Below are 22,130 nucleotides of genomic sequence, written 5' to 3'. Positions count from 1 at the left end.
CCGGCATTACCAGGTCGCAGGGCGGCACTGGCTACACGCGTTATGCAGCCAATGCGAGCTTCGCCTTGCCAGCGACGCTGCGTGAGCTGTTGGCAACACTCTCCACCAACGCCGTCGCCTGATCCTCAAGTGCGCGGGCCGACGATGCCATGGTGTCAACCAGAGCGGAATTCTGCTGCGTCGCTGCATCCATCTGCGAGATGGTTTGATTGATCTGCTCGATGCCAGCGCTCTGTTCGTGACTGGCCGCGGCAATGCCGCTCATGATGTCGTTGACCTGCCGCACCGAGGAAAGCAGTTCTTCCATGGCCTTGCCCGCCACGTTGACCTGCTCCGCGCCCTGCCCCACCTTCGCACCCGAATCGGCGATCAGGTCGCGGATCTCCTTGGCGGCCATGGTGCAGCGCTGCGCGAGGCTACGCACCTCGGACGCGACGACCGCAAAGCCACGTCCCTGCTCGCCAGCCCGTGCCGCTTCCACGGCCGCGTTCAGGGCAAGGATATTGGTCTGGAACGCGATGCCATCGATGACGGTGATGATTTCGCCAATCTTCCGCGACGACGCCTGGATTGCCGCCATGGTGCTGACGACACCATTGACCAGCTCACCGCCATGCAACGCGGTCTCCGCGGCCTTGCTCGCCAGCGAATTGGCCTGACGCGCACCTTCGGCGTTCTTGCGAACGATGCTGGTCATCTCTTCCATGGAGCTTGCGGTCTCCTCGAGCGCCGCCGCCTGCTGCTCCGTGCGCCGCGACAGGTCATCGTTGCTGCGCACGATATCGCCTGCCGCACTGCTGAGCGTGTTTGCCACCTCACCCAGCTGACGCCCGGCTTCCACGTCCATCAATGCTCCAACCGCACGCAACGGCGTGCCGTCGGCAGCGCGCTTGGTCAGGCCGCGTGCGCGGAACCAGCGGTACTGGCCGTTCTTGAGCTGCAGGCGATACTCGATATCGAAGTTGGTGCGGCCACTGCGGTCGTTCAAATGCGCCGCGAATGCGTTCAAAGAACGCTCCTTGTCTTCCGGGTGCAGCCGTGACGCCCAGCTATCGAGCACGTTGGGGAAGTCCTGCTCGGACTCGAAGCCGAGCAGATGGCGGAACTGCTGCGACCACCAGAACTCGTTGTTCGGATTGATCGGGTCACCTGCGATCACGCTCATGTCCCACAAGCCGTCGCTGAGCATCTGCGAGCCGAGCTCGAAGCGCGTCAGCGTGATGTCGAGGAACTGCTCGCGCTCGCGGCGCTCGGTGATATCGGTGAGCGAACCCGCCACACGGAGCGGCAAGCCTTGCGCATCGCGCTCGGTGGTGCCGAATGCGCGGAACCAGCGATATTCCCCGGATTTCAGACGCAGGCGGTTTTCAACGTCGTAGGGCGTTCGACCGCTGCGATCGGCAAGGTGCGCCGCGAAGGCATCCAGCGTCGGCTGCTTGTCATCCGGGTGCAGGCATGCGACCCAGCTGTCCAGGACATTGGGAAAATCCTGTTCGGAGGCAAAGCCCAGCAGCCGGCGCATCTGCGGCGACCACCACACCGGGCTGTCGGGGTGGCTGGGATCGCCGGCGATGACGCCAATATCCCAGAGCCCGTCGGTCGTACCGCTGGCGACCAGCTCGAAACGGCCCTCCAGATGGCGTAACGCGGTGGTCGCATCTTCCGCCTGGGCCTTGGCCAGGTCACGCTCCTGCTGGGCCGCATACAAACGCTCGGCCATCTTCTTGAGCAGCAGAGCCGATCCGTTGTTGGGCCACTGCGCACTGCCACCTTTCAACGTGGCATCAACCGCCTTGGTCAGTGCGTCCACCTTGTGGCTGTCGGAGAAAAACATAGCGGCCTCTGCTGCTTGCGTTGGGGATGCGTCCCTAGCGGCAGCAATCGGCCGTTCTTGATGGTTCTTTCCCGATCCACCACCCTGGGTGAGTCGAGCATTCAGCTAGGCAGAAGCACCAGTCCTGATGGATCGAGCCGGCGCTCTGCTCCTCCTTGCCAAACGTGGCGGCGGTCACCCTGCCATGCCAAGCCGGTCGCTGCAGTCGCTCAACGACTTATCAAAAGCCTCGCCTGGCAGCTGCGATCCGGGGCACTCCGGCCCGCGGATGCAGAGAGACTGCATGACACAAGGCAAGCAGCGAGCGCGGCTAGACGCCAGTCGGCTCGTGGATCGGGCAGCGATTGAACTCGGAGCGGAATCGGCGCGAGGCTGCCATCACGATACGGCGCGCCCGGTTGATGGCGCCCAGCGGCCGGTGAGCGGCCAAGGCATGCCATGGTGAGAAGGCGATACGGTCTTCCAGCTGCTGCGAGTTCTCTCCGTCCCAGCCGGCCTGGCGCTCGACCACCACGCGCGCGACCGCCACAAAGGGGCTGATGGATTGCGGCCACTCTATCGACGCATCCTCGACCGGCATCTTCTCCACGTCCCGGCACAGCTGCACGCGCAGCTCCCACTCGGCCGGGCTGTCCAGGGTGCTGATGGCGTGATGAACGGCCTCGCGCTGCGCGTCCTGGGAGTCGCCAACTTCCTGCCCATCGAGTTCAACGAGATTGCTGGACACCGGCGCCAGCGAGAACTTGGCGATGTAACGCCCGTAGAGATACGGCACCTGCGAGAAAAACGTCTCGCCCAGCGGATGAACCTGCGGCTGTCCGCCCATCTGCTTAATGCTGCCGCTTCCGCCGCCGATCTTTTCAAGCGTGTGCTCGACACCCCGAAGCACTTTTGAAAGCGCCGCCTTGGCGCCCGGCGCCTTTTCCGTGGTCGTCGCCAGCACCCGGAAATTACGCAAGAACCCATCGGGGCCAGGAGTGGTGAAGGAAGGGCCATTGACCATCAAGAAATCCTGGCTGTGCTTCTCGTCTCCGCCCTCGACGCGCTCGCCGCTGACACCCAACACCTTCAAGGCCAGGGCGCGCGGGGTCGAGACAGCATCGCTCAGTTGTTCTGCAGGTGGCGATGACAGGCGGATGTAAGCATCGTACTGCCCGGTCCCTGCGAACAGGCCTTGTCGCAGCTCTTCGGGCAGATCGTTGAATACGCTGAGCTTGGCGGTAAACAGGCCCTGCCCTTTCGCATGGACTGCGCGGTGTGCATGTCCTTCCTTCTCGGCCACGGTCGTTGCCATGTCAACGAACAGCGCTTCCAAGGAACGAATGGTTTCCTGCTCACTGACGCTGGGCGTTTCCAGATCGGGGCGATATTCGACGGGCGCGTTCATGAGGTTCCTGGCTTTATGGCTGGTCAGGCCAATGTGCTCCACCCGCTGTTTACGCTCCGTCGAAGCCGTAGGCAGTCACTTGTCGAGGGCCGCACGCCTAATCTGGCCTGCACTTGCAATGGCAATGGCAATGGCTAATAGACGCGCGATCCGGCCTACACCCGGCATTCCTTTCGTTTTTCTAGTCGAAGCTGCCGCTTCGTTAGAGAAACCCGCGGCAGTCCTCGCAGGCGGCTGATCTTGCTCATTTCATGAACAATTTATAGCCAGGCCACGCCCCTGATGTTTTTCCTCGTTCGCTGCCGCAAGGCTTAACTCCCATCAGCACACCAACACACAGTAATCACCGTTTGAAAGACGGCGGTGTTGTCGCACTGGCAGCCTGCACCTGCACCTGCACCTGCACCGAGGTCAGGGCACTCGCTCAAACGACACCATATCGCGTTGACCATGCAAGAGCAGCGAAAGCACGGCGCTGCCATCCGGACGCATATGCATCCTGGCTTGGCTGTCGCTGAGCCGCCGGCGGTAGCCTCTATCGTTGGCACCGATCCAGGTAGTCAAAGCACCTGCCTGCGCGCGCTCAGAACGGCATAAACCTGCCCTGTGCCGCCGCTGGTGGACAGGATTCCGCGCCAATCCCCGGGCGGAATACTGTCAGCCGCAGCAGCCGATGCTGCAGGCAGCACTAAGCAAAGAGCGAGCGCCAATCATGCGAAAGACGCGACGAGGACGATGATGTCGACCGGACATTGGAAGCGCCCATGGCGAATTTGACCGCGTGGAGAGGCCGTCTCGGCATTGCTCAGCAACGGCTGCAGCAATCGCGGGGACGGCAAGCAGATGATGGCCATGAACCAGCTGCTGCGCCGAGACAGAGACGGCAGAGATTTGCAGACGCGTTGGCTACATCGGTTGGCAGCTGCCCTGCGCACGGTCCGCTGCAAACGGCACAGCACTGCCTGCCATGACGAATCGGCGGGTCTTGAAAAAAGCGGGCGCCTTAGTGCTCTGCAGCGACATATGGCGGACCGCGACCGCGCCCGACGATGATGAGCACTACGTCTACGCTATAGCCCTCTAACGCCGCATTCTCTGCCGCCGTGCGCGGAAATTTGCGTTTATGAGGCGGAAATAGCGACGTTCGAGGCGCTCTCTCGACGCCCATGCATCATGGCCTGCGCGATCACGTCGGCATCTTCCTCGTCGATACCGAACAAACCTAAGCGAAGCTGATAGCCCCAGTTGGCGCCGACCTGGGTGAAGGCGAGCCGGCCAAGCAGTGGCAGGATCGGGGTTTCTTCCGCAGACTGCCAAACGACATCCCGCCGCCAGGGCCTGAAGCCGCTTGCCATCTCCACCTGGTAAGGTGCGCTATCGCGCGCTGCGCCGATCGCGGTGAAGGCTTGGCAACGTTCCTTGGCCCCGAAGGTGACGGTCGGCGAATAGTAAATCACGCAGTCGCCCGGCCTGATGCGCCTGAGCGGCGCCGCTTTGCCGTGACAGACCTGCATGAAGCCGGCCTCTCGACCGATCCGGACATGCTCCGCCGAGGCTACGGCGATCCAGGCCTTGGACATGGCTCACATCTCCTCGTTCACGGTGTAGACGCGCAGACGATGCCCGTCCGGATCGGCGGCGACGAAGCTCCGACCGAAATCGAGGTCGGTGGGCGGCAGGGCGATATCCGCGCCCTTGTTCCGCCAATCGGCATGGGTCGCATCGACCATGGCGGCCGTATCGACCTTGAACCCTATGTCGCAGCCGCCGCCCACAGCCGCCGGCGCGGGTTCCACGCCCGTCTTGCCCCAGAGGCCGAGCCCCAGGCCGGAGGGCAGGATGAACATGGCGAAGGTCGGGCTTGCGTCCACGGGTTCCTGCCCGAGCAGTTTCGTGTAGAAGGCGGCGCTCTTCAGCGCGTCGGTCACATAGAGAAGAATGCTGTTGCTGTTGGTCATGAGTTGCACCTGTCGTTCGTTGGACAGGCATGATCCTATGACCTGATGCTGCCAGTTTCCGGCAGCATCAAGCATCCGGGCGCGGTATTTTCTGGATCTCCCGCCACTGTTTCAGCAGCACCTGACGTCGCTTGGGATAGCGGGCGTCGAGTATCTCCGCACAGGCGATGCGATCCGTGCGGAAGGAGCGAAAATCCTGGCGCAGTTCGCACCATCCGACCAAAACGCGCACTTGATCGAAAAAGGCGAGCGCGAATGGCCAAACCACACGCTCCGACCCTGTCCCTGATCCATCGCGATAGGACAGCGACAGTTTGCGTTCGGTGCGGATCGCTTTGCGCAGCAGCGCCGGGTCGATCGCGTCGGCCGGGATGTTGGCACCAGGCCCGACCAGCAGTGACGACGCATCCAGCTCGTCGCGTAGTTCGGGTGGCAATATGGCGGCGATCCGCGCCAGTGCGCTTCTCGCCGCATCACGCAGATGATTGTCTGCTCTGTCCGCTACCCAGCGCGAGCCCAAGACGAGCGCTTCGATCTCCTCTGCCGGAAACATCAGCGGCGGCAGAAGGAATCCCGGTTTCAGGACGTAGCCGACACCCGGCTCGCCCTCGATGGTGGCGCCTTGCGCTTGAAGGCTGGCGATATCGCGATAGAGGGTACGGATGCTGACGCCGATCTCTTCGGCCAGCACCTTGCCGCTCACCGGACGGCGGTGGCGGCGAAGCGTCTGGAGAAGGTCGAAAAGGCGTTCGGAGCGGGACATGCAAGCAAGCTTATAGCCACTTCCTGCTGCCATATAGTGGCAGGATGAGACTTGGCAGGTACAGCAGCCATGCGGCAATCGGCGGCTTTGGTGTCGCTATCGCACAGAATTTCGCGCCACGGCGTGAAATCGGCAGGCTGGCGGAGAGAGTGGGATTCGAACCCACGGAAGGTTTGACCCTTCGCCGGTTTTCAAGACCGGTGCCTTAAACCGCTCGGCCATCTCTCCGATGCTGCCTTGCGTGACCGCCGAAGGCGTCGTGTGATCACGCTTGCGCCACGCGCGATGCGGGTGACGTATGTCGATGGACGCGGCATTGAGCGGCGCCATCAACCCGGGATTGCTCCCGGGCGCGCATTCTCGCATGCCCGGACGCGCTTTGCTAAGCGCCACGTGTTGTTGAGCTGCACAGCTCTGCCAAGCGGTTCCGCTTGCCGGGTTACGCAGCGTTCTCGATTACGCAGCGCTGCCAGGCGACAGCGCTGATGTGCCGACGTCGACGACCAGGCGCAGCGCTTGGCCGGCTTCAGCCACGAACAGGCACGACGCTCAGCCGGCTTCCGCCACGGCCAGGCGCGGTGCGGTCGCGGCCGCACGCTTGAGCTTTTCGGCCAGCTCGGCGCAGTTGCCGCCGCAATCCAGGCGCGAGCGTTCGATTTCCTGCGGCAGGTGCTCGGCCAGGAAGTCGATGAACACCCGCACCGCCGGCAGCAGGCCGCGGCGCGAGGCGAACACCGCGTGGCAGATGCCTTGCGGCAGCGACCAGTGCGGCAGCACCACTTCCAGCTCGCCGCTGCGCACTGCCTGGGCGCACACGGTTTCCGGCAGCATGGTGATGCCGAAGCCATCGCGCGCCATCGACTGCAGCAGCGGGAAATCGAAGCCGGCCAGACGCGGCTGCAGGTCCACGCGGCGCATCTCGCCGTTAGGGCCGTGCAGTTCCCAGCGCTGGTGCGCTTCGTCTTCGCTGGTGCTCATGGTGGTGTGGTTGGCCAGCTCGCTCGGGTCCTTGGGACGCCCGGCGCGGTCCAGGTATTTGGGGCTGGCCACCAGCAACTCCTGCACCTGACCGAAGCTGCGCATCACCAGGCTGCCGTCATCATCCAGGCGCGATCGCACGCGCAGCGCGATGTCGTAGCCTTCGTTGATGACGTCGACGCGGCGATTGCTGATGTTGAGCTGCAGCCGCACCTTGGGGTACTTGGCCAGGAATTCCGGCAACAGCTTGGGCAGTTGGATCTGCGCCAGCGAGACCGGAACGCTCACACGTACAAGGCCACGCGGCTCGGCACTGAGACGATCCACCACCTCGCGCGCGGCCTGGGCTTCGGCCAGCATGGTCTGCGCGTGCCGATGCACGCTGGTGCCGACGTCGGTGACCGCGAAGCGGCGCGTGGAACGCTGCAGCAGGCGCACGCCAAGATCCGTTTCGAGCTGGCTGATACGGCGGCTCAGACGCGACTTGGGGATCCCGAGCGCACGCTCGGCCGCGGCAAAGCCGCCGTGGTCCACCACCATCGCGAAGTAGTACAGGTCATTCAGGTCGTGCATGGCGCTGGCATCCATGAATAGAACGATAGGTGATATTTAACCACCTTTATTCCAACAGAGCAACGACCTGATACATCAGAAATGTAGTTCCTTGCAGCCAGAACATCGGCCTCTTGTGCACGGAGCTCCATCGTTTTCGCCGCCGCTACGCGCGGCACCCAGCGCAAATGTCGGCGGGTAGCGCTCGCAAGATCCGCCAGGGTCTTCCAGGCAATGCAACAAGCCGTGCGCCATGGAAATGCAAACGGGGCCAGTGCCGGCCCCGTTCTCGATCAATATTTTTAACAGCTACCCCACCGCAACCTGGGCAGCTAAGCGGCAGCGAGCAACATGCTCAACAAGGCTGACGAGCGAGCCGGAGCTGGCAATCGCCAGTCGAGACTGGCTGCCCGCCCGGAATTGAAAATGAAGATGCACGCGCGCCCCTTCCCGGCCTCGGCCGCGCCCGTCTGGACGCCGCGCAGCCGGTGCCTCGGCCGCTCTTATCCGATCCGCTCGAGCCCACCCATATACGGACGCAGCACCTCGGGCACATCGATCGAGCCGTCGGCGTTTTGGTAGTTCTCCATCACCGCGATCATCGCGCGGCCCACGGCGGTGCCGGAGCCGTTGAGCGTGTGCAACAGCTCCGGTTTGCCGCTGGCCGGGTTACGCCAGCGCGCCTGCATGCGCCGCGCCTGGAAATCGCCGCAGTTCGAGCACGACGAAATCTCGCGATAGGTGTCCTGCGACGGCAGCCACACTTCCAAATCGTAGGTCTTGATCGCCGAGAAGCCCATGTCGCCGGTGCACAGCAGCACCTTGCGATACGGCAGGCCGAGTTTTTCCAGCACCACCTCGGCGCAGCGGGTCATGCGCTGATGCTCGGCATCGCTGTGTTCCGGCGCGCAGGCAGTGACCAGTTCGACCTTTTCGAACTGGTGCTGGCGGATCATGCCGCGTGTGTCGCGGCCACCGCTGCCGGCTTCGGCGCGGAAGCACATCGAGTGCGCGGTCATGCGCAACGGCAGACGCTCGGCATCGACGATTTCGTCGCGCACGATATTGGTCAGCGGCACTTCCGAGGTGGGGATCAGATAGCGGCGCGACTCGCCCACTTCGGTCTGAAACAGGTCGTCCTCGAACTTGGGCAGTTGCCCGGTGCCGCGCATCGACTCGGCATTGACCAGCAGCGGCACGTTGGTCTCTTCGTAGCCATGCTCGCCGACATGCAGGTCGAGCATGAATTGCGCCAGCGCGCGGTGCAGCCGCGCGACCGGCCCGCGCAGCACGGTGAAACGCGCGCCCGACAGCTTGGCGGCGGTCTCGCCGTCCAGCCAGCCGTGCGGCGCACCGAGTTCCACATGGTCCTTGACCGGGAAGTCGAACTGGCGCGGCGTGCCCCAGCGCGACTGCTCGACATTCTCGCTCTCGTCCTTGCCCTGCGGCACGTCGTCGGCCGGCAGATTGGGCAAGCCCAGCGCGATGGTCTCCAGCTTGGCGCGAATCACCTCCAGCGCTTCTTCGGAGGCTTTGAGCTCATCACCGAAACCGGCCACTTCGGCCATCAGCGCAGTGACATCCTCGCCCTTGGCCTTGGCCTGCCCGATCGCCTTGGACTTGGAATTGCGCTGACTCTGCAGTTCCTGCGTGCGCACCTGGATGCGCTTGCGCTCGCTTTCCAGCGACTCCAGTTCCGCAGTGTCCAGGGAGAAACTGCGCGTGCTGCGCAGGCGCTCGGCAAGGTCGGCGGGATGTTGGCGAAGCAGGGCCGGATCTAGCATCGGGAGTCTGTGTGTCGGTAGGAAGCGCGAGATTATCGCCTGTTCCGTCACCTGCTGCGATCGATTCACCGCCGCTATGCCAGAATTGGCCCGATCCTTCAGGTGAGCCCTATGCCCGCGCCCCGCCCTGCGTCCGATCGTCAGATCGTCCTGCGTTTGCCCCGCCACACCCTGAAAATTGCCGGTATCGCCTTCGTTGCCGGCCTGCTGCTGTTCTTGCTGGTGTGGGCCACCGGCCGCAAGGACGACTTCTACAAGGCCTCGCCGGCGCAACCGGCTGCGGGTGCGCAGGCCGACGACAACATCCAGCCGCTGCCCGCGCCGCTGCCGGCCCAGGACGGCGCCAGCGACATGCCGCAGGCCAAGCCACCGGAAGAAACCCCGACACTGGTGGAAAATGCGCCGCCAGCCCCGCCTGCGCCGACGCCCTTGCCGGAGGACGCGGTTCCCGGCGCGCCGGGCGCAGCACCGGCAAACACCGCGGCGGCCGCAGGCGGAGATCGCCCGGTGCCGATGCAGGGCCAGATGCCGCCGCCGCGCTATCCCTCGGCTGCCTTACGTCGCGGCGACGCCGGCGATGTGGTGGTGCGGGTGGACGTAGACGCAGCGGGCAATCCGGGCGGAGTGACGCTGGTGCAACGCAGCGGCTCGCGCGATCTGGACCGCGCCGCGATGGAAGCGGTGCGTCACTGGCGTTTCCATCCGGCGCAGCGCAACGGCCAGCCGATTGCCGGCAGTCTGGATATCCCGTTCGAGTTCAAGCCGGCGCAGTAAGCCCCGCCAACAAGCCGCGTCGTGCGCACCGCACACGACGGCGGCCGGACTGCCGCAATCGACGAACATCACTGCGCGTTAACCAGACAACACGGGTCGAACCAGACCCCGACTCGGCTTGACCAAGCTGAATGTCTACCGCCGTTTAAACCTTCCTGAGCGCCCTGCCTTAGCTGGGCCTCAGGCAAGGCCGACCAGACTGGCCACGTCATCCCAAAGATGCGCTAGGAGGCCGGCCATGTCCTTCATCTCCAATCCCTCGTCACACCGTACCCAGGCACTGCCGCCCCGTCCCGTGCATGCGCAAGACCGTGTGGGCGACGACACGACCGACGGCGCCTCGCCGTGGCTGTGGGCGACACTGCTGGCGCTGCTGGTGGTGGTGCCGACCTGGTGGTGGGCCCGCCATAGCGATGAATCGTTTGCGACCGACACGCGCCCCGCGCCTGCGGCCAGTCGCCAGATCCTGCCAACATCGGATGGCCCGCGTGCGATGACCATGATTGCGCACCAACCCGCGCGCGCGCCGATCAGCACTGAAGAAGCGATTCCGCTGCCGGGCAATGCGATGCCGAGCTACCCGTCGGATATCGCGCAGGCCGGGATCGCAGGCAGCCGCACTGCGCGCCTGCAGCTGGATGTGCAAGGCCGGGTGAGCGATGTGAGCATCGTCGATCGCAGCGGCAGCAACGACCCGCGCCTGGATGCAGCGGTGATGGACAGCTTGCGTCAGTGGCGTTTCGAGCCAGCCACCCGTGACGGCCACGCCGTCGTCAGCAGCGTGCAGGTGCCGGTGGAATTCACCGCAGAGCACTGAGCGGGATCAACCAAGTTGGGTCGCAGTAGCGCCGTGCTGGCTGCAATGCGGCATCTAAACGTCGACTGACAGGCGTACCTACTTACGACGCTTTCGATTAAGCAGCTTTCATCCGACGAGCAGTCCTCAACCGGCAAGAGAACTGCCCGCCTTTCCTAACTTAAGACGTTCCGTTACTCACGCCGTTTCAAGCCCGAAACCGGCGCCCCGCGCCAGGCTGTCGAAGCCCGGGAACGAGGTTGCGACATTGGCCACGTCGTTGACCCGCACGCTGCCGGTGGATAGCTGCCCGGCAATGGCAAACGCCATCGCGATGCGGTGGTCGCCGTGGCTTTCGATCACGCCGCTGCCGATGCTGCCGCCATGAATGGTGGCGCCATCCGGGGTTTCGTCCACACGCACGCCCAGTGCGCGCAGCCCGGTGGCCATGGCTGCAAGGCGGTCGGACTCCTTGACCCGCAGTTCGGCAGCGCCGGTGACCACCGTCTGCCCGGTTGCCGCAGCGGCGGCTACAAACAGCGCCGGGAATTCGTCGATCATGTCCGGCACCAGCGCTTCGGGAATCTGCGCGCCCTGCAGCGGCGCGTAGCGCACGCGCAGATCGGCCACCGGCTCGCCACCATGTTCGGCATGACGTTCTTCGGCGATATTCGCGCCCATCAGCCGCAGTGCCGCCAGCAACCCGGTACGACGTGGATTCAGGCCCACCGCACGCAGCAGCACGTCCGAACCGGGAATGATGCTGGCTGCCACGATAAAGAACGCCGCCGACGAAAAATCGGCAGGCACCGCGATATCGGTGGCGCGCAGACGCTGACCACCGCGCAACCGCGCCTTGCCGGGCGAGAAATCGATCCCCACCCCAAACGCGGACAACATGCGCTCGGTGTAATCGCGGGTGGGATGCGGCTCGCTGACCGACGTCTCTCCCTGCGCATACAGCCCTGCCAGCAACACCGCGGATTTGACCTGCGCACTGGCCACCGGCGAGACGAAGTCAATGCCATGCAAGGCCTGACCACCATGCACACGCAGCGGCGGGGTGCCGTCGTCCTCGGTGTCGATGCGCGCGCCCATCTGTGCCAGCGGGCCGGTCACGCGCCGCATCGGGCGCTTGGACAGCGACGCATCGCCGACCAACTCGCTATCGAAACGCTGCGCGGCTAGCAGGCCGGCGAGCAGACGCATGCCGGTGCCGGCGTTGCCACAGTCCAGCGCCTGGCTGGGCGGCTGCAGGCCATCCACGCCGACGCCGTGCACGATGCGCTGCGACGCCGAAGGCGTGTCGATGCGCACACCGAGCTGGGCGAAAATGGCCGCGGTGGAGCGCGTGTCTTCGCCTTCGAGAAAGCCATCGATCTGCGAGACGCCATCTGCCAGCGCGGCGAACATCACTGCGCGGTGCGAGACCGACTTGTCGCCAGGAATGGTCAGGCTGCCCTGCAATGCGCTGCCCTGCCGGGCGATCCAGTGGTGCGTGCTGCTGCTCATGCGTGTGATCCGATTGCTGCGGCATCGCCCTGTGCGGCGATGCACGTTGAAGAGTGTCGTGGCGCTGCCGTCACCTCGGCCGGTGACGGCGCGCCCGTCAGGACGGCGCTGGCGTGACGCCCGGCGCTCAGGGAATGGCGACCGGGTACGAGCCCAGCACCTTGATCTGCGCCGAGTGCGCTTCCAGTTCGGCCAGCGCCTGCTTCATCGCCTCGTCTTCCACGTGGCCGGCCAGGTCGATGAAGAAGCCGTATTCCCACTTGGCCTGGTGCGAGGGACGCGACTCGATGCGGTTCATGCTGATGCCATGCCGCGCGAACGGGCTGAGCACGTCGAACAACGCACCCGGCTTGTCGTGGATGAACACCAGCACCGAGGTGCGGTCATGCCCGGAGGTGGGAAAGATCTGCCGGCCGATCACCAGAAAACGCGTGGTGTTGTCGTCGTCGTCTTCGATCGACTTCATGATGACTTTCTTCAAGCCATACACATGCGCGGCGCTCTCGCCGCCGATCGCCGCGGCGTCCTCGGCATTGCGGGCGCGGCGTGCGCCTTCGGCATTGCTGGAGACGGCGATCTTCTCGACCTTGGGCAGGTGCGAACGCAGCCAGCCGGCGGTCTGCGCAAACGACTGCGAATGCGCGTAGATGCGCTCGATGTCTTCCAGCCGGCCGTTGCGCGAGAGCAGGTACTGGTGCACGCGCAGTTCGACTTCGCCACAGATTTTCAGGTTGGAGGTCAGGAACATGTCCAGGGTGACCTGGATGGTGCCCTGGCCGGAATTTTCCACCGGCACCACGCCGAAATCGGCATTGCCGGCTTCCACTTCCTGGAACACTTCCTCGATGGTTGCCATCGGCAGGCCGACTGCCGAACGGCCGAAGTGCTTGAGCACCGCCTGCTGGCTGAAGGTGCCTTCCGGGCCGAGATAGCCGATCTTCAACGGCTCCTGCTGGGCCAGGCACGCGGACATGATTTCGCGGTACACGTGCACCAGCACTTCATCGCTGAGCGGGCCTTCGTTGCGGTCCACCACCATGCGCAGCACCTGCGCCTCGCGCTCGGGCCGGTAGTAATCCACCGCCGCGGCGAGCTTGCCCTTGGCCTTGCCGACCTGGTGGGCAAAGTTGGCGCGTTCGGCGATCAACGCCTGGATGGTGCGGTCGATCTCGTCGATCTTGGCGCGCACGTCGGCCAGCACCGGCGCAGCGGTGGCCGGCTTGATCGCGCGCTTGTCTGAGGCGTTGGCCGCGGACTTGGCGGCGGACTTGCCTGCCGGTTTGGTCTTGCCGCCGGTGGCGGCACTGGGCTTGCTGGACTTGGGAGCCATCGCTCGGCATTCCTTGAAATTGCGGCGCATGCGCCTGCGCGGCACGCGCCGCGGTCGAATGAAAGACTCAGCCGTGACGCTGCTGGAAGTCGTGCATGAAGCTCGCCAGCGCCTGCGCGCCCGCCACCGGCATCGCGTTGTACAAGGACGCGCGAATGCCGCCGACCGCCTTGTGCCCCTTCAGCGCCAGCAGACCGGCTGCCTTGGATTCGCTGACGAACAACGCATCCAGCTGCTCGTCGGCCAGGAAGAACGGGATGTTCATGCGCGAACGCACCGCCGGCTTGACCAGGTTGCGGTAGAACCCGCCGGAACCATCGATCGCGCCATACACCAGCGCGGCCTTTTCGGCGTTGCGGCGGGCGAACTCGTCCACCCCGCCCTGCTCCAGCATCCACTTCACGGTGAGTCCGAGCAGATACCAGTTCCAGGTCGGCGGCGTGTTGAGCATCGAATCGCGGGCGGCATGCGAGGCGTAGTTGAAGATGTCCGCGCGCGGCTGGCCGGCGCGTTCGAGCAACTCGCGCCGCACGATCAGTACCGAGATGCCAACCGGGCCCAGATTCTTCTGCGCGCCGGCATAGATCAGCCCGTAGCGCGAGACATCCAGCGGCTCGGAGGCGATCGACGAACTGAAATCGGCAAACAGCGGCAGCGTGCCCACCGCCGGCGTGTCGCGGAACTCGACGCCGTGGATGGTTTCGTTGGCGGTGATGTGCACGTAGGCCGAGTGCGGCGACAAGGTCCAGCTGGCCACTGGCGGAATGTCGGTGAAGCCGCCTGCCTGGCCGTCGGCGGCAATGCGTGCATCCACATAGGTGGCCGCCTGCTTGATCGCGGTCTTGCCCCAGTGGCCGGTGATCACATAATCGGCAGCCTGGCCGGGTGCGGCGAAGTTCAGCGGCAGCAGCGCCTGGATGGTGGTGGCACCACCGGCAGTGAACAGCACCGCGTAATCGTCGGGAATCGACAACAGGGTGCGCAGATCGGCTTCGGCCGCGGCCGCCACGGCCATGAAATCGGCGCTGCGGTGGCTGATTTCCACGATCGAGGCGCCGACGCCGTTCCATTCGACCATCTCTTCCTGCGCCTGGCGCAGGACCGATTCCGGCAATGTCGCAGGGCCGGCACTGAAATTGAACGCGCGTGTCATGGCACACCTTGTCGAGCTAGCCTTCTAGTATGCCGCAGCGCACCGGCCTTGGCAGCGTTGCAGAAAAGTTGCATGTGCATCCTTCTCACCCACGGCGACGTATGGTTTGCGTAGGCCATCGGCAGCGTCATCACCATGGTCCGGTATTCTCATCAGCAGCCACTGTCAGGAGCGAGCCATGTCCCTTCGCGATGTCTTGAAGACGCCGTCCAGCGAGATCACCGATGAGGCCGTCTACCGCGACCGACGCCGGCTGTTGCAGCTGTTTGCTCTGACCCCGGCGCTGGGCGTGGCCGGCTGCGCCGAGGCCGATCCGCCGCCTCCGCCCAAGACCGTGGTGACTCCGGCGCAGGCGCGCAGCGGCTTCCGTACCGCCGAGGAACTGACCCGGCTGGAAGACGTCACCAGCTACAACAACTTCTACGAGTTCGGCACCGACAAGACCGACCCGTCCAAGGCCGCCAAGACCCTGAAGCTGTCGCCGTGGTCGGTGAAGGTCAGCGGCGAATGCGAAAAGCCCGGCAGCCTGTCGCTGGACGAATTGCTCAAGGGCATCAGCGCGGAAGAGCGCATCTACCGGCTGCGCTGCGTGGAAGGCTGGTCGATGGTGATCCCGTGGACGGGCGTGCCGCTCGGCGAGGTGCTCAAGCGCTTCGCACCGACCTCCAAGGCCAAGTACGTGGCGTTCACCACGCTGGCCGATCCGCAGCAGATGCCGGGCGTACGCTACCGCTCGATCAACTGGCCGTACCGCGAAGGCCTGCGCATCGACGAAGCGATGCATCCGCTGACCCTGCTGGCCACCGGCCTGTACGGCAAGCCGCTGCCGCAGCAGAACGGTGCGCCGCTGCGGCTGGTGGTGCCGTGGAAGTACGGCTTCAAGAGCATCAAGTCGATCGTGGAAATCCGCTTTGTCGAAAAGATGCCCGAGACCGCGTGGCACGATCTGCAGCCGTCCGAATACGGCTTCTTTTCCAACGTCAATCCGGCGGTGGATCACCCACGCTGGAGCCAGAAGACCGAGCGCCGGATCGCCGGCACCGCCAGCAAGTTGTTCGCCGAGCGCATCGCGACCAAGCCGTTCAACGGCTACGCGGACCAGGTCGCCTCGCTGTACGCGGGGATGGACCTGAAGAAGTGGTTCTAAGGCAGTGATGCCCCCGCGTAGGAGCGCACCCGGGCGCGACGGGCGTCACCAGGAATGCCCGTCGCGCCCGGGTGCGCTCCTACGATGCATGTTGATGCCCGCGCGGCATCGCTTCCTTCTTCGAGATCGCATGGCCAAGACCTCCGCATCCCTGATCGCCGCCAAGACCCTGGTGCACGTCGCCGCGCTGACCCCGATCGCCTTGCTCGGCTGGCAGTTCTGGCAGGTATGGCAAACCGGCAGCGATGCGCTGGGCGCCGATCCGGTGGCCGAGATCGAGCACCGCACCGGGCTGTGGGCGCTGCGCTTCCTGTTGATCACCCTGGCGATCACGCCGCTGCGCCAGCTCACCGGCCAGGCGACGCTGATCCGCTTCCGGCGCATGCTCGGGCTATACGCGTTCTTCTACGCCAGCGTGCATCTGGCGGCCTACCTGAGCCTGGATCTGCGCGGCTACTGGACGCAGATCTTCGAGGAGATCCTCAAGCGCCCCTACATCACGGTGGGCTTTGCGGCATGGCTGCTGCTGGTGCCGCTGGCGATCACCTCCACCCAGGGCTGGATGCGGCGGCTCAAGCGCAACTGGGGCCGCCTGCACATGCTGATCTACCCGATTGGGCTGCTGGCCGTACTGCATTTCTGGTGGCTGGTGAAATCCGACATCCGCGAACCGGCGCTGTATGCCGGCATCCTGGCGGTGCTGCTGGGCTGGCGGATCTGGAAGAAACTCAGCGCGCGCCGAACCACAGCAAGGCGCTCAACGCCGCCGCCAGCAACACCGCGCTGAGCAGCAACCACGGCCAGCGCGCGACCTTGACCGGCGCACGCACCGGTTCGCCGGGCGCGCGTGGTGGTGGCAACGGCTCCGACTCGGGAAGGTCCCAGGTGGTGCCGTGATGGATCCGCGGCACCTCGACGACAAAGCGATGGCGGGCATCGAACACCACCTGGTCGCCGGCCTGCAGCCAGCCGTCGCGCACCTGCACGCCGTTGATCCAGCTGCCTTCTTCCGAACCCAGGTCGCGGATCAGCACACGGTCGCCGTGACGTTCCAGGCGCGCGTGCTGCGCAGCGAAGGCCGGGTCGTCGATGACGATGTCCGCCGCCGGGTCGCTGCCGACCAGACGTGAGCGGTCCAGCGTGAAGCTGCGCCCGTGATGGCGGCCGCCCAGCCCGCGCAACAGCAGGCAGACCTCGCTTAGGCCGGCATCGTCGTCTGCAACGTCGTTGGCCGGCGCGCTCGATGGCGCACTGCGCAGGAGCATCTCCACGCCGTCGGCGTAGATCGCATCGCCGGGGCGCAACAGCGCCATGCGCCGCACCGGACGCCCGTTGACGTGGATGCCGCGGATCCCGTTGGCCACCTGCAGCCACAGCCCGCGCTGGTCCAGGCAGAACTGCGCCAACAGCAACGCACCCTGCGCATCGGCAACCACCCGCACACTGCCGGAGGCATGGCGGACGATCCGGTGGACGCCGGGCTTGAGGGAATGATCCGGCTGCTGCCGGTGGGTGAAATGAACTTGCAGATCGCGCACCCGCCGCAGCCTAGCAGGTTTGCCCCGCGCCGCGGCCAACAATGTGACCGGCGTCCGGCCGACGCAAGTACAGCAGCGAGGTGGCGTCGCTGCTCGGCCACATGCGGGCCGCACTTGGAGCCTGGCCCGCGCATGCGCACAATGCACGCTTCTTTCGTCTTTCCCATGGAACCCATGTCCAGCATTGATATCCGCCACGACCATGCCTTGTCGCCGGCCCAGGCCCGCGCAGCGATCGACGCGGCGGCGCGCAAGTTGACCGATCGCTATGGTGTCGCCTCGCATTGGGAAGGCGATACCTTGCGCATCGCGCGGGCCGGCGTGGATGGGGCAATCACCCTGCTGCCGCAGCAGGTGCATGTCACCGCCGAGCTCGGCTTCCTGTTGTCGGCGATGCAGCCGATGGTGGAATCGGAAATCCGGCGCCTGCTGGCCGAAAAACTCGCTTGAGCCGCAGCGGTTGGTCCGGGCCTGATCGCCCGGCCATGGCCTGACCGCACCGGTGCTTCAGCGACAAGTCACCCGCGCAGCCCGTTGCAGGCGGATGCTCTGAGCGTGCTTCACCTGCTCGATGCAGTGCCGGGACTAGGGTGAAGGCAACGTCACTTTGGCAACCCACAGGAGCATTCCATGACGACCGGATACGATCAGAACGGCAAGCGCGACGATGCCGCGCACGGCTTCCAGGCACAGGCGGAACAGATTTCGCGCCGGCTCGGCGAATCGGCGCAGACGGTGTGGCTGGCCGGGCTCGGTGCGCTGGGACGGGTACAGAGCGAGGGTGGCAAGTTGTTCGATTCGCTGGTGCGCGAAGGCGCGGCCTACGAGCGCAGCGGCCAGCGCAAGGCAGCCGAAAGCGTCGATGAGCTGCGCGAAGAGGTGGAGACCCAGTTCGAGCAGGCACGCGACACCGCCGTACGCGGCTGGGACAAGCTGGGCAAGGCCTTCGACGAACGCGTCAAGGGCGTGCTGCGCACGCTCAACATCCCCGAGCAGGACGAACTGGAAAACCTGCGTCGCGAGGTGGAATCGCTCAAGGCCCAGGTGCGCGCCAATACCGCCGCAACCAAGCGCGCCAACCGCACCGCCAATCAGGCCGCACAGGCCGCCAGCAGCGACACCACCGGCGCAGGCTCGACCAGCGGCAACTCCAGCCCTGGCAGCGCTGCGTTCGATGGTGAATAAGCCAGCCCGGCAATGTTGCAAAGCAACATGATTTTTTAGACAATCGGGAAGGACCCGCCAGTCCTGTAATATGAAGTCCGTTTGCTCCCCTCCCCTCACGGCTTCGGACTGGCGGGTCTTTCGCTATCTGGATCACGCTGCGTGGTATCGCCGCCCGCGATCCATTGACGAATCTGCGGCGAAGGATTCTTCTAGGCGCACCGCTTCGTCATACGTTCCATACCTTCGCTTGATGCTCATGCCTTCCTGGACTGTGGCGCTTGTGGTTTCCCTGCTGCTGTGGGCGGTGGTGTGCGCCTATGTGTGGCTGGTGCGCCGCCGTGCCAACGAAACCAGCGAGGGCGTGCGTGCGTTGGCGGCGATGCACTGGCGCGACTTTTCCGCCGTGGTGCAGCGCGTGCTGCAGGATCAACGCGGCTGGCAACCCACTCAAGTGCCACCGGATGGCCTGCCGACGGCCGACTTCATGATGCAGACCGAGCACGGCACGCGCCTGGTGGCCTGCAAGCACGGGCGCGGCTATCGCATCGGCGTGGCGGCGGTGAACGAGCTGGGCGCGATGGCGCGGCTGGCCGGCGCGGGCGGCGGCGTGATGGTGACCGAGGGCCGCATGGAACGCGAAGGCCTGGCGGCCGCCGAGAAGCAGTCCATCGAAGTGCTGGATGGCGTGCGTCTGTGGCCCTTGCTCAAACCGTATCTGCCGGGCGATGTGGAAACCGGCGTGGTCGGCATGGCGCGCCGTCGCGCAATCCGTCACAGCCTCATTGCCGGTGCAGCGCTGGCAACCTTGGCGCTGGTCACGGTGCTGGCCTTGCAACCGGTGGCGCCGCCTGCGCCCGCGCAGCAGGCAACGGTGGTGGCCGCCCCAGGTGCTGCCGCAGCGGTCGCTGCAACACCTGCACCGCAGGGCGCGAGCTCGCCGCAGGCCCCGTCGCCATCAGCCGCACCGCCTGCATCGACACCATTGGCAAATGATGCCGAACCGGATGCGGCGACCATGCAGGGCTATCAGCGCGAGGTGTCCAAGGCGCTGGCACAGACGCCCGGCCTGGTACGCGGTATCTGGATCACCCAGGCAACGCTGGCGGTGGATCGCTCGGTTGACGATGCGGCGGCGTGGCCGTTGATCTGCCGCGAACTGCAGCGCTACCCCTACCTGCGCACCGTGCGCGTGCAACTCAATCCGCGCCCCGGCGTGGACGAGGCGGTGCGCTGGCGGCAGTGCACGACGATCTGATTCACGCATCGCCCTATGCGCTTGCGCGCGGCGTTTGAGGGTCAGCGCATTCCCGGCGCGAACCGTGCCACCAGGTCGTAGGATCCGCCCAGGAACAACTGACGCACGTAGGTGACCGGCTGGTCGCCGCGCCAGGTGTGGCGGTCGATGACCAGGCAGGCCGCGCCATCGTCCACCTGCAGGCGTTCGGCTTGTGCGGCGTCCGCATTGACGGCGCTGATGCGGTGCTCGGCGCGCGTCCACGGCACGTTGCGCAACAACCAACTGCCCGGCGCCACGTCGGTGAACGGCTGCAGCAATGCTTCGGGCACGGTGGTGATGTCGATCACCCGCTGCTCCAGCGCGAACGGGCGGCCGTCTGCCAGGTGCATGCTTTCCAGCGCGAGCACCTTGCCGCTGCTGCCCAGCGCACGCTCCTGCAGCACGCGCAGGCGCGGGCTGCGCAGTCGGCGCGACAGCAGCGCGAACCGGTAGACGTGGCCGCGCGCGGTCATTTCCACTTCGATGTCGGGGATCGACAACGCGACCTGCTCCAGATGCGGATGCGGGCGCGCCACGAACGAGCCGGTGCGGCGCCGGCGTTCGATCATGCCGGCATCGGCAAGCAGGCCAAGCACCTTGTTCACGGTCATGCGCGAGCAGCCGTATTGCGCCATCAGCTCGTGCTCGGGCGGCACGCGGTGACCGGGCGGCCAGTCGCCACTGTGGATGCGGCGTTCCAGATCCTGCCGGATGCGTTGATGCAGGGTGCCGGGCGCGGCGATGGGGGTGGCGGTCAAAACGGGTCTCCGGTCAGACCCGCATTGTGCGCGCATCCGCTCATTTGCTCAGCAGCGATCGCAGAACCCCGGCAAAACGCGCGGCAATCCGCGCGCGATCCACATGGCGCCCGTCGCGCACCACCGCGCGCCCGGCGCGCCAGACGGTGCGCACCGCACCGCCGCGCGCGGCGAACAGCCAACTGTCCAGCAGCGCATCGTCGTTGCGCGCCAGCAGCGCCGGATGGGTCGGGTCCAGTTCGAGCAGATCGGCCGATGCGCCGACCCGGATGCCGCTGCGCGCAATGCCCAGGGCCTGCGCCGCACCCTCGCCCGCCTGCTCGAACAACCAACGCCCGCTGGAGGCGCCCGCCTGCGCCAGCACGTTGCGCGCCTGCAGCTGCAGACGCTGGCCGTATTCGAGCAGGCGCAGCTCTTCGGCCGCGTCGATCAACACATTCGAATCCGAGCCCACGCCAAAGCGCCCGCCCGCAGCGGCAAATGCCTGCATTGGGAACAAGCCGTCGCCCAGATTCGCCTCGGTGATCGGGCACAGCCCGACCACCGCGCCGCTGTCGACGATACCCTGCAGCTCGCTGGCGTCCACATGCGTGGCATGCACCAGGCACCAGCGCGCATCCACCGGCGTGTTGGCCAGCAGCCACTGCAGCGGGCGCTGGCCGGACCAGGTCAGGCAGGCCTGGACCTCGCGCTGCTGCTCGGCGATATGGATGTGGATCGGGCCATCGGTGAGCGGCACCAACGCCGCCAACTGCTCCGGCGTGACCGCGCGCAGGCTGTGTGGTGCCAGCCCGAGCACGGCATCCGGCAATGTTTTCAAGCTGCCCTTGCAGTCGTCCAGCAACCGCGCGAAGCCATCGATATCGTGGATCAAACGACGCTGCGCTGCGCTGGGCGCCACGCCACCGAAATCCGCATGCGCATAGAACACCGGCAACAGCGTCAGCCCGATGCCGGTGTTGGCGGCGGCAGCGGCGATGCGCCCGGACATTTCGCTGGCCTGCGCATACGCCGCGCCGCCGGGGCTGTGGTGCAGGTAGTGGAATTCGCCGACGCGGGTGAAGCCGCTTTCGAGCATCTCCACATAGGCCTGTTCGGCGATCGCCTGCAGGCTGTCCGGATCGAGCCGGTCGACGAAGCGATACATCAACTCGCGCCAGCTCCAGAAACTGTCGCCGCTGCGCCCGCCCACTTCGGTCAGCCCGGCCATGCCGCGCTGGAATGCGTGGCTATGCAGGTTGCCCAGCCCGGGCAGCAGCCACTCGACCCGGCTGTCGTCGGCAGCGGGTGCGGTGCCGGGCTGCACCGAGGCGATGCGCCCCTGCGCCAGGGTGATCCGCACATCGCCCGCCCAACCATCGGGCAAGAGAGCCCGCGCCGCCCACAACGCCTGCACCTGTTGGTCTGCCACTGGACACCCTCG

Annotated in this window: 20 protein-coding genes and 1 tRNA gene; 7 read left to right on the top strand and 14 right to left on the bottom strand. The window is 65.6% G+C overall.

Translation table 11 applies throughout. From position 1 onward, the window contains the following. Positions 1 to 40 precede the first annotated feature (40 nt). The 8 genes from ABQY64_RS08515 to serS form a co-directional block, all read right to left on the bottom strand. Entirely contained in the window at positions 41 to 1,834 is a 1,794-nt protein-coding gene (locus tag ABQY64_RS08515) for a PAS domain-containing methyl-accepting chemotaxis protein (RefSeq protein ID WP_104559201.1), read from the bottom strand. Between the two features lie 310 nt (positions 1,835 to 2,144). After that, positions 2,145 to 3,221 (bottom strand): catalase family protein, encoded by a 1,077-nt coding sequence (locus ABQY64_RS08510; protein WP_349779988.1) that lies wholly within the window; start codon positions 3,219 to 3,221, stop codon positions 2,145 to 2,147. A 1,121-nt stretch (positions 3,222 to 4,342) separates the two neighbouring features. Then, positions 4,343 to 4,801: an EVE domain-containing protein gene (locus ABQY64_RS08505; protein WP_104559199.1), complete on the bottom strand. Its 459-nt coding sequence runs from the start codon at positions 4,799 to 4,801 to the stop codon at positions 4,343 to 4,345. A 3-nt stretch (positions 4,802 to 4,804) separates the two neighbouring features. After that, a complete protein-coding gene (locus ABQY64_RS08500; RefSeq protein WP_039527918.1) occupies positions 4,805 to 5,179 on the bottom strand; it encodes a VOC family protein in 375 nt (124 codons plus the stop codon). 67 nt (positions 5,180 to 5,246) lie between these two features. Further along, positions 5,247 to 5,942: a YafY family protein gene (locus tag ABQY64_RS08495; protein WP_104559198.1), complete on the bottom strand. Its 696-nt coding sequence runs from the start codon at positions 5,940 to 5,942 to the stop codon at positions 5,247 to 5,249. A 138-nt stretch (positions 5,943 to 6,080) separates the two neighbouring features. After that, positions 6,081 to 6,170: transfer RNA gene (locus tag ABQY64_RS08490), tRNA-Ser, on the bottom strand. A gap of 321 nt (positions 6,171 to 6,491) precedes the next feature. Beyond that, on the bottom strand, positions 6,492 to 7,508 hold the full coding sequence (locus ABQY64_RS08485) for a LysR family transcriptional regulator (RefSeq protein ID WP_104559197.1): 1,017 nt from the start codon (positions 7,506 to 7,508) through the stop codon (positions 6,492 to 6,494). A 467-nt stretch (positions 7,509 to 7,975) separates the two neighbouring features. Further along, positions 7,976 to 9,256, bottom strand: coding sequence for a serine--tRNA ligase (gene serS / locus ABQY64_RS08480; protein ID WP_104559196.1), 1,281 nt, complete (start codon positions 9,254 to 9,256; stop codon positions 7,976 to 7,978). A 111-nt stretch (positions 9,257 to 9,367) separates the two neighbouring features. On the opposite strand from serS, the gene ABQY64_RS08475 reads away from it, so the two are divergent. Together ABQY64_RS08475 and ABQY64_RS08470 are read left to right on the top strand one after the other, a co-directional pair. Next, positions 9,368 to 10,030 carry an energy transducer TonB gene (locus ABQY64_RS08475; protein WP_167704129.1) on the top strand — a complete coding sequence of 221 codons (663 nt, stop codon included), beginning with the start codon at positions 9,368 to 9,370 and terminating at the stop codon, positions 10,028 to 10,030. Positions 10,031 to 10,379: 349 nt separating this feature from the next. Next, positions 10,380 to 10,847 (top strand): energy transducer TonB, encoded by a 468-nt coding sequence (locus ABQY64_RS08470; RefSeq protein WP_167705141.1) that lies wholly within the window; start codon positions 10,380 to 10,382, stop codon positions 10,845 to 10,847. 177 nt (positions 10,848 to 11,024) lie between these two features. Here ABQY64_RS08470 and aroA read toward each other — a convergent pair whose 3' ends face one another. The 3 genes from aroA to serC form a co-directional block, all read right to left on the bottom strand. Then, positions 11,025 to 12,338 carry a 3-phosphoshikimate 1-carboxyvinyltransferase gene (aroA, locus tag ABQY64_RS08465; protein WP_167704131.1) on the bottom strand — a complete coding sequence of 438 codons (1,314 nt, stop codon included), beginning with the start codon at positions 12,336 to 12,338 and terminating at the stop codon, positions 11,025 to 11,027. 127 nt (positions 12,339 to 12,465) lie between these two features. After that, positions 12,466 to 13,668, bottom strand: a complete 1,203-nt coding sequence (pheA, locus tag ABQY64_RS08460; RefSeq protein ID WP_039520680.1) for a prephenate dehydratase — start codon at positions 13,666 to 13,668, stop codon at positions 12,466 to 12,468. Positions 13,669 to 13,735: 67 nt separating this feature from the next. Continuing rightward, positions 13,736 to 14,821 carry a phosphoserine transaminase gene (gene serC, locus ABQY64_RS08455; protein ID WP_039514318.1) on the bottom strand — a complete coding sequence of 362 codons (1,086 nt, stop codon included), beginning with the start codon at positions 14,819 to 14,821 and terminating at the stop codon, positions 13,736 to 13,738. Between the two features lie 178 nt (positions 14,822 to 14,999). Between serC and msrP the strand changes: the two genes are divergently transcribed. Together msrP and msrQ are read left to right on the top strand one after the other, a co-directional pair. After that, a complete protein-coding gene (gene msrP, locus ABQY64_RS08450; RefSeq protein ID WP_024940184.1) occupies positions 15,000 to 15,968 on the top strand; it encodes a protein-methionine-sulfoxide reductase catalytic subunit MsrP in 969 nt (322 codons plus the stop codon). A 130-nt stretch (positions 15,969 to 16,098) separates the two neighbouring features. After that, positions 16,099 to 16,755 carry a protein-methionine-sulfoxide reductase heme-binding subunit MsrQ gene (msrQ, locus tag ABQY64_RS08445; RefSeq protein ID WP_024939831.1) on the top strand — a complete coding sequence of 219 codons (657 nt, stop codon included), beginning with the start codon at positions 16,099 to 16,101 and terminating at the stop codon, positions 16,753 to 16,755. On the opposite strand, the gene ABQY64_RS08440 is transcribed toward msrQ, so the two are convergent. Then, the gene (locus tag ABQY64_RS08440; RefSeq protein ID WP_024939832.1) at positions 16,697 to 17,506 is read right to left on the bottom strand and encodes an FHA domain-containing protein; all 810 of its coding nucleotides are present in this window, start codon (positions 17,504 to 17,506) and stop codon (positions 16,697 to 16,699) included. The two genes, msrQ and ABQY64_RS08440, sit on opposite strands and share 59 nt — an antisense overlap. 174 nt (positions 17,507 to 17,680) lie before the next feature. On the opposite strand from ABQY64_RS08440, the gene ABQY64_RS08435 reads away from it, so the two are divergent. From ABQY64_RS08435 to ABQY64_RS08425, 3 genes are all read left to right on the top strand, one after another. Beyond that, complete coding sequence (locus tag ABQY64_RS08435) at positions 17,681 to 17,956, top strand: polyhydroxyalkanoic acid system family protein (RefSeq protein WP_026064847.1); 276 nt, start codon at positions 17,681 to 17,683, stop codon at positions 17,954 to 17,956. Between the two features lie 180 nt (positions 17,957 to 18,136). Continuing rightward, positions 18,137 to 18,691 (top strand): phasin family protein, encoded by a 555-nt coding sequence (locus ABQY64_RS08430; protein ID WP_039514313.1) that lies wholly within the window; start codon positions 18,137 to 18,139, stop codon positions 18,689 to 18,691. 232 nt (positions 18,692 to 18,923) lie between these two features. Beyond that, the gene (locus tag ABQY64_RS08425) at positions 18,924 to 19,928 is read left to right on the top strand and encodes a restriction endonuclease (RefSeq protein ID WP_349779987.1); all 1,005 of its coding nucleotides are present in this window, start codon (positions 18,924 to 18,926) and stop codon (positions 19,926 to 19,928) included. A gap of 41 nt (positions 19,929 to 19,969) precedes the next feature. Here ABQY64_RS08425 and hutC read toward each other — a convergent pair whose 3' ends face one another. Further along, positions 19,970 to 20,743: a histidine utilization repressor gene (gene hutC, locus ABQY64_RS08420; protein ID WP_349779986.1), complete on the bottom strand. Its 774-nt coding sequence runs from the start codon at positions 20,741 to 20,743 to the stop codon at positions 19,970 to 19,972. Between the two features lie 4 nt (positions 20,744 to 20,747). Next, a complete protein-coding gene (locus tag ABQY64_RS08415) occupies positions 20,748 to 22,118 on the bottom strand; it encodes a formimidoylglutamate deiminase (protein WP_349779985.1) in 1,371 nt (456 codons plus the stop codon). Between the last annotated feature and the right edge of the window lie 12 nt (positions 22,119 to 22,130).

The organism is Xanthomonas sp. WHRI 7065, from assembly GCF_040203115.2.
GTDB classification, from domain to species: Bacteria; Pseudomonadota; Gammaproteobacteria; order Xanthomonadales; family Xanthomonadaceae; genus Xanthomonas; species Xanthomonas arboricola.
Note: the sequence above shows the minus strand (reverse complement) of the source record. Positions and strands in the feature narration are given on the sequence as shown.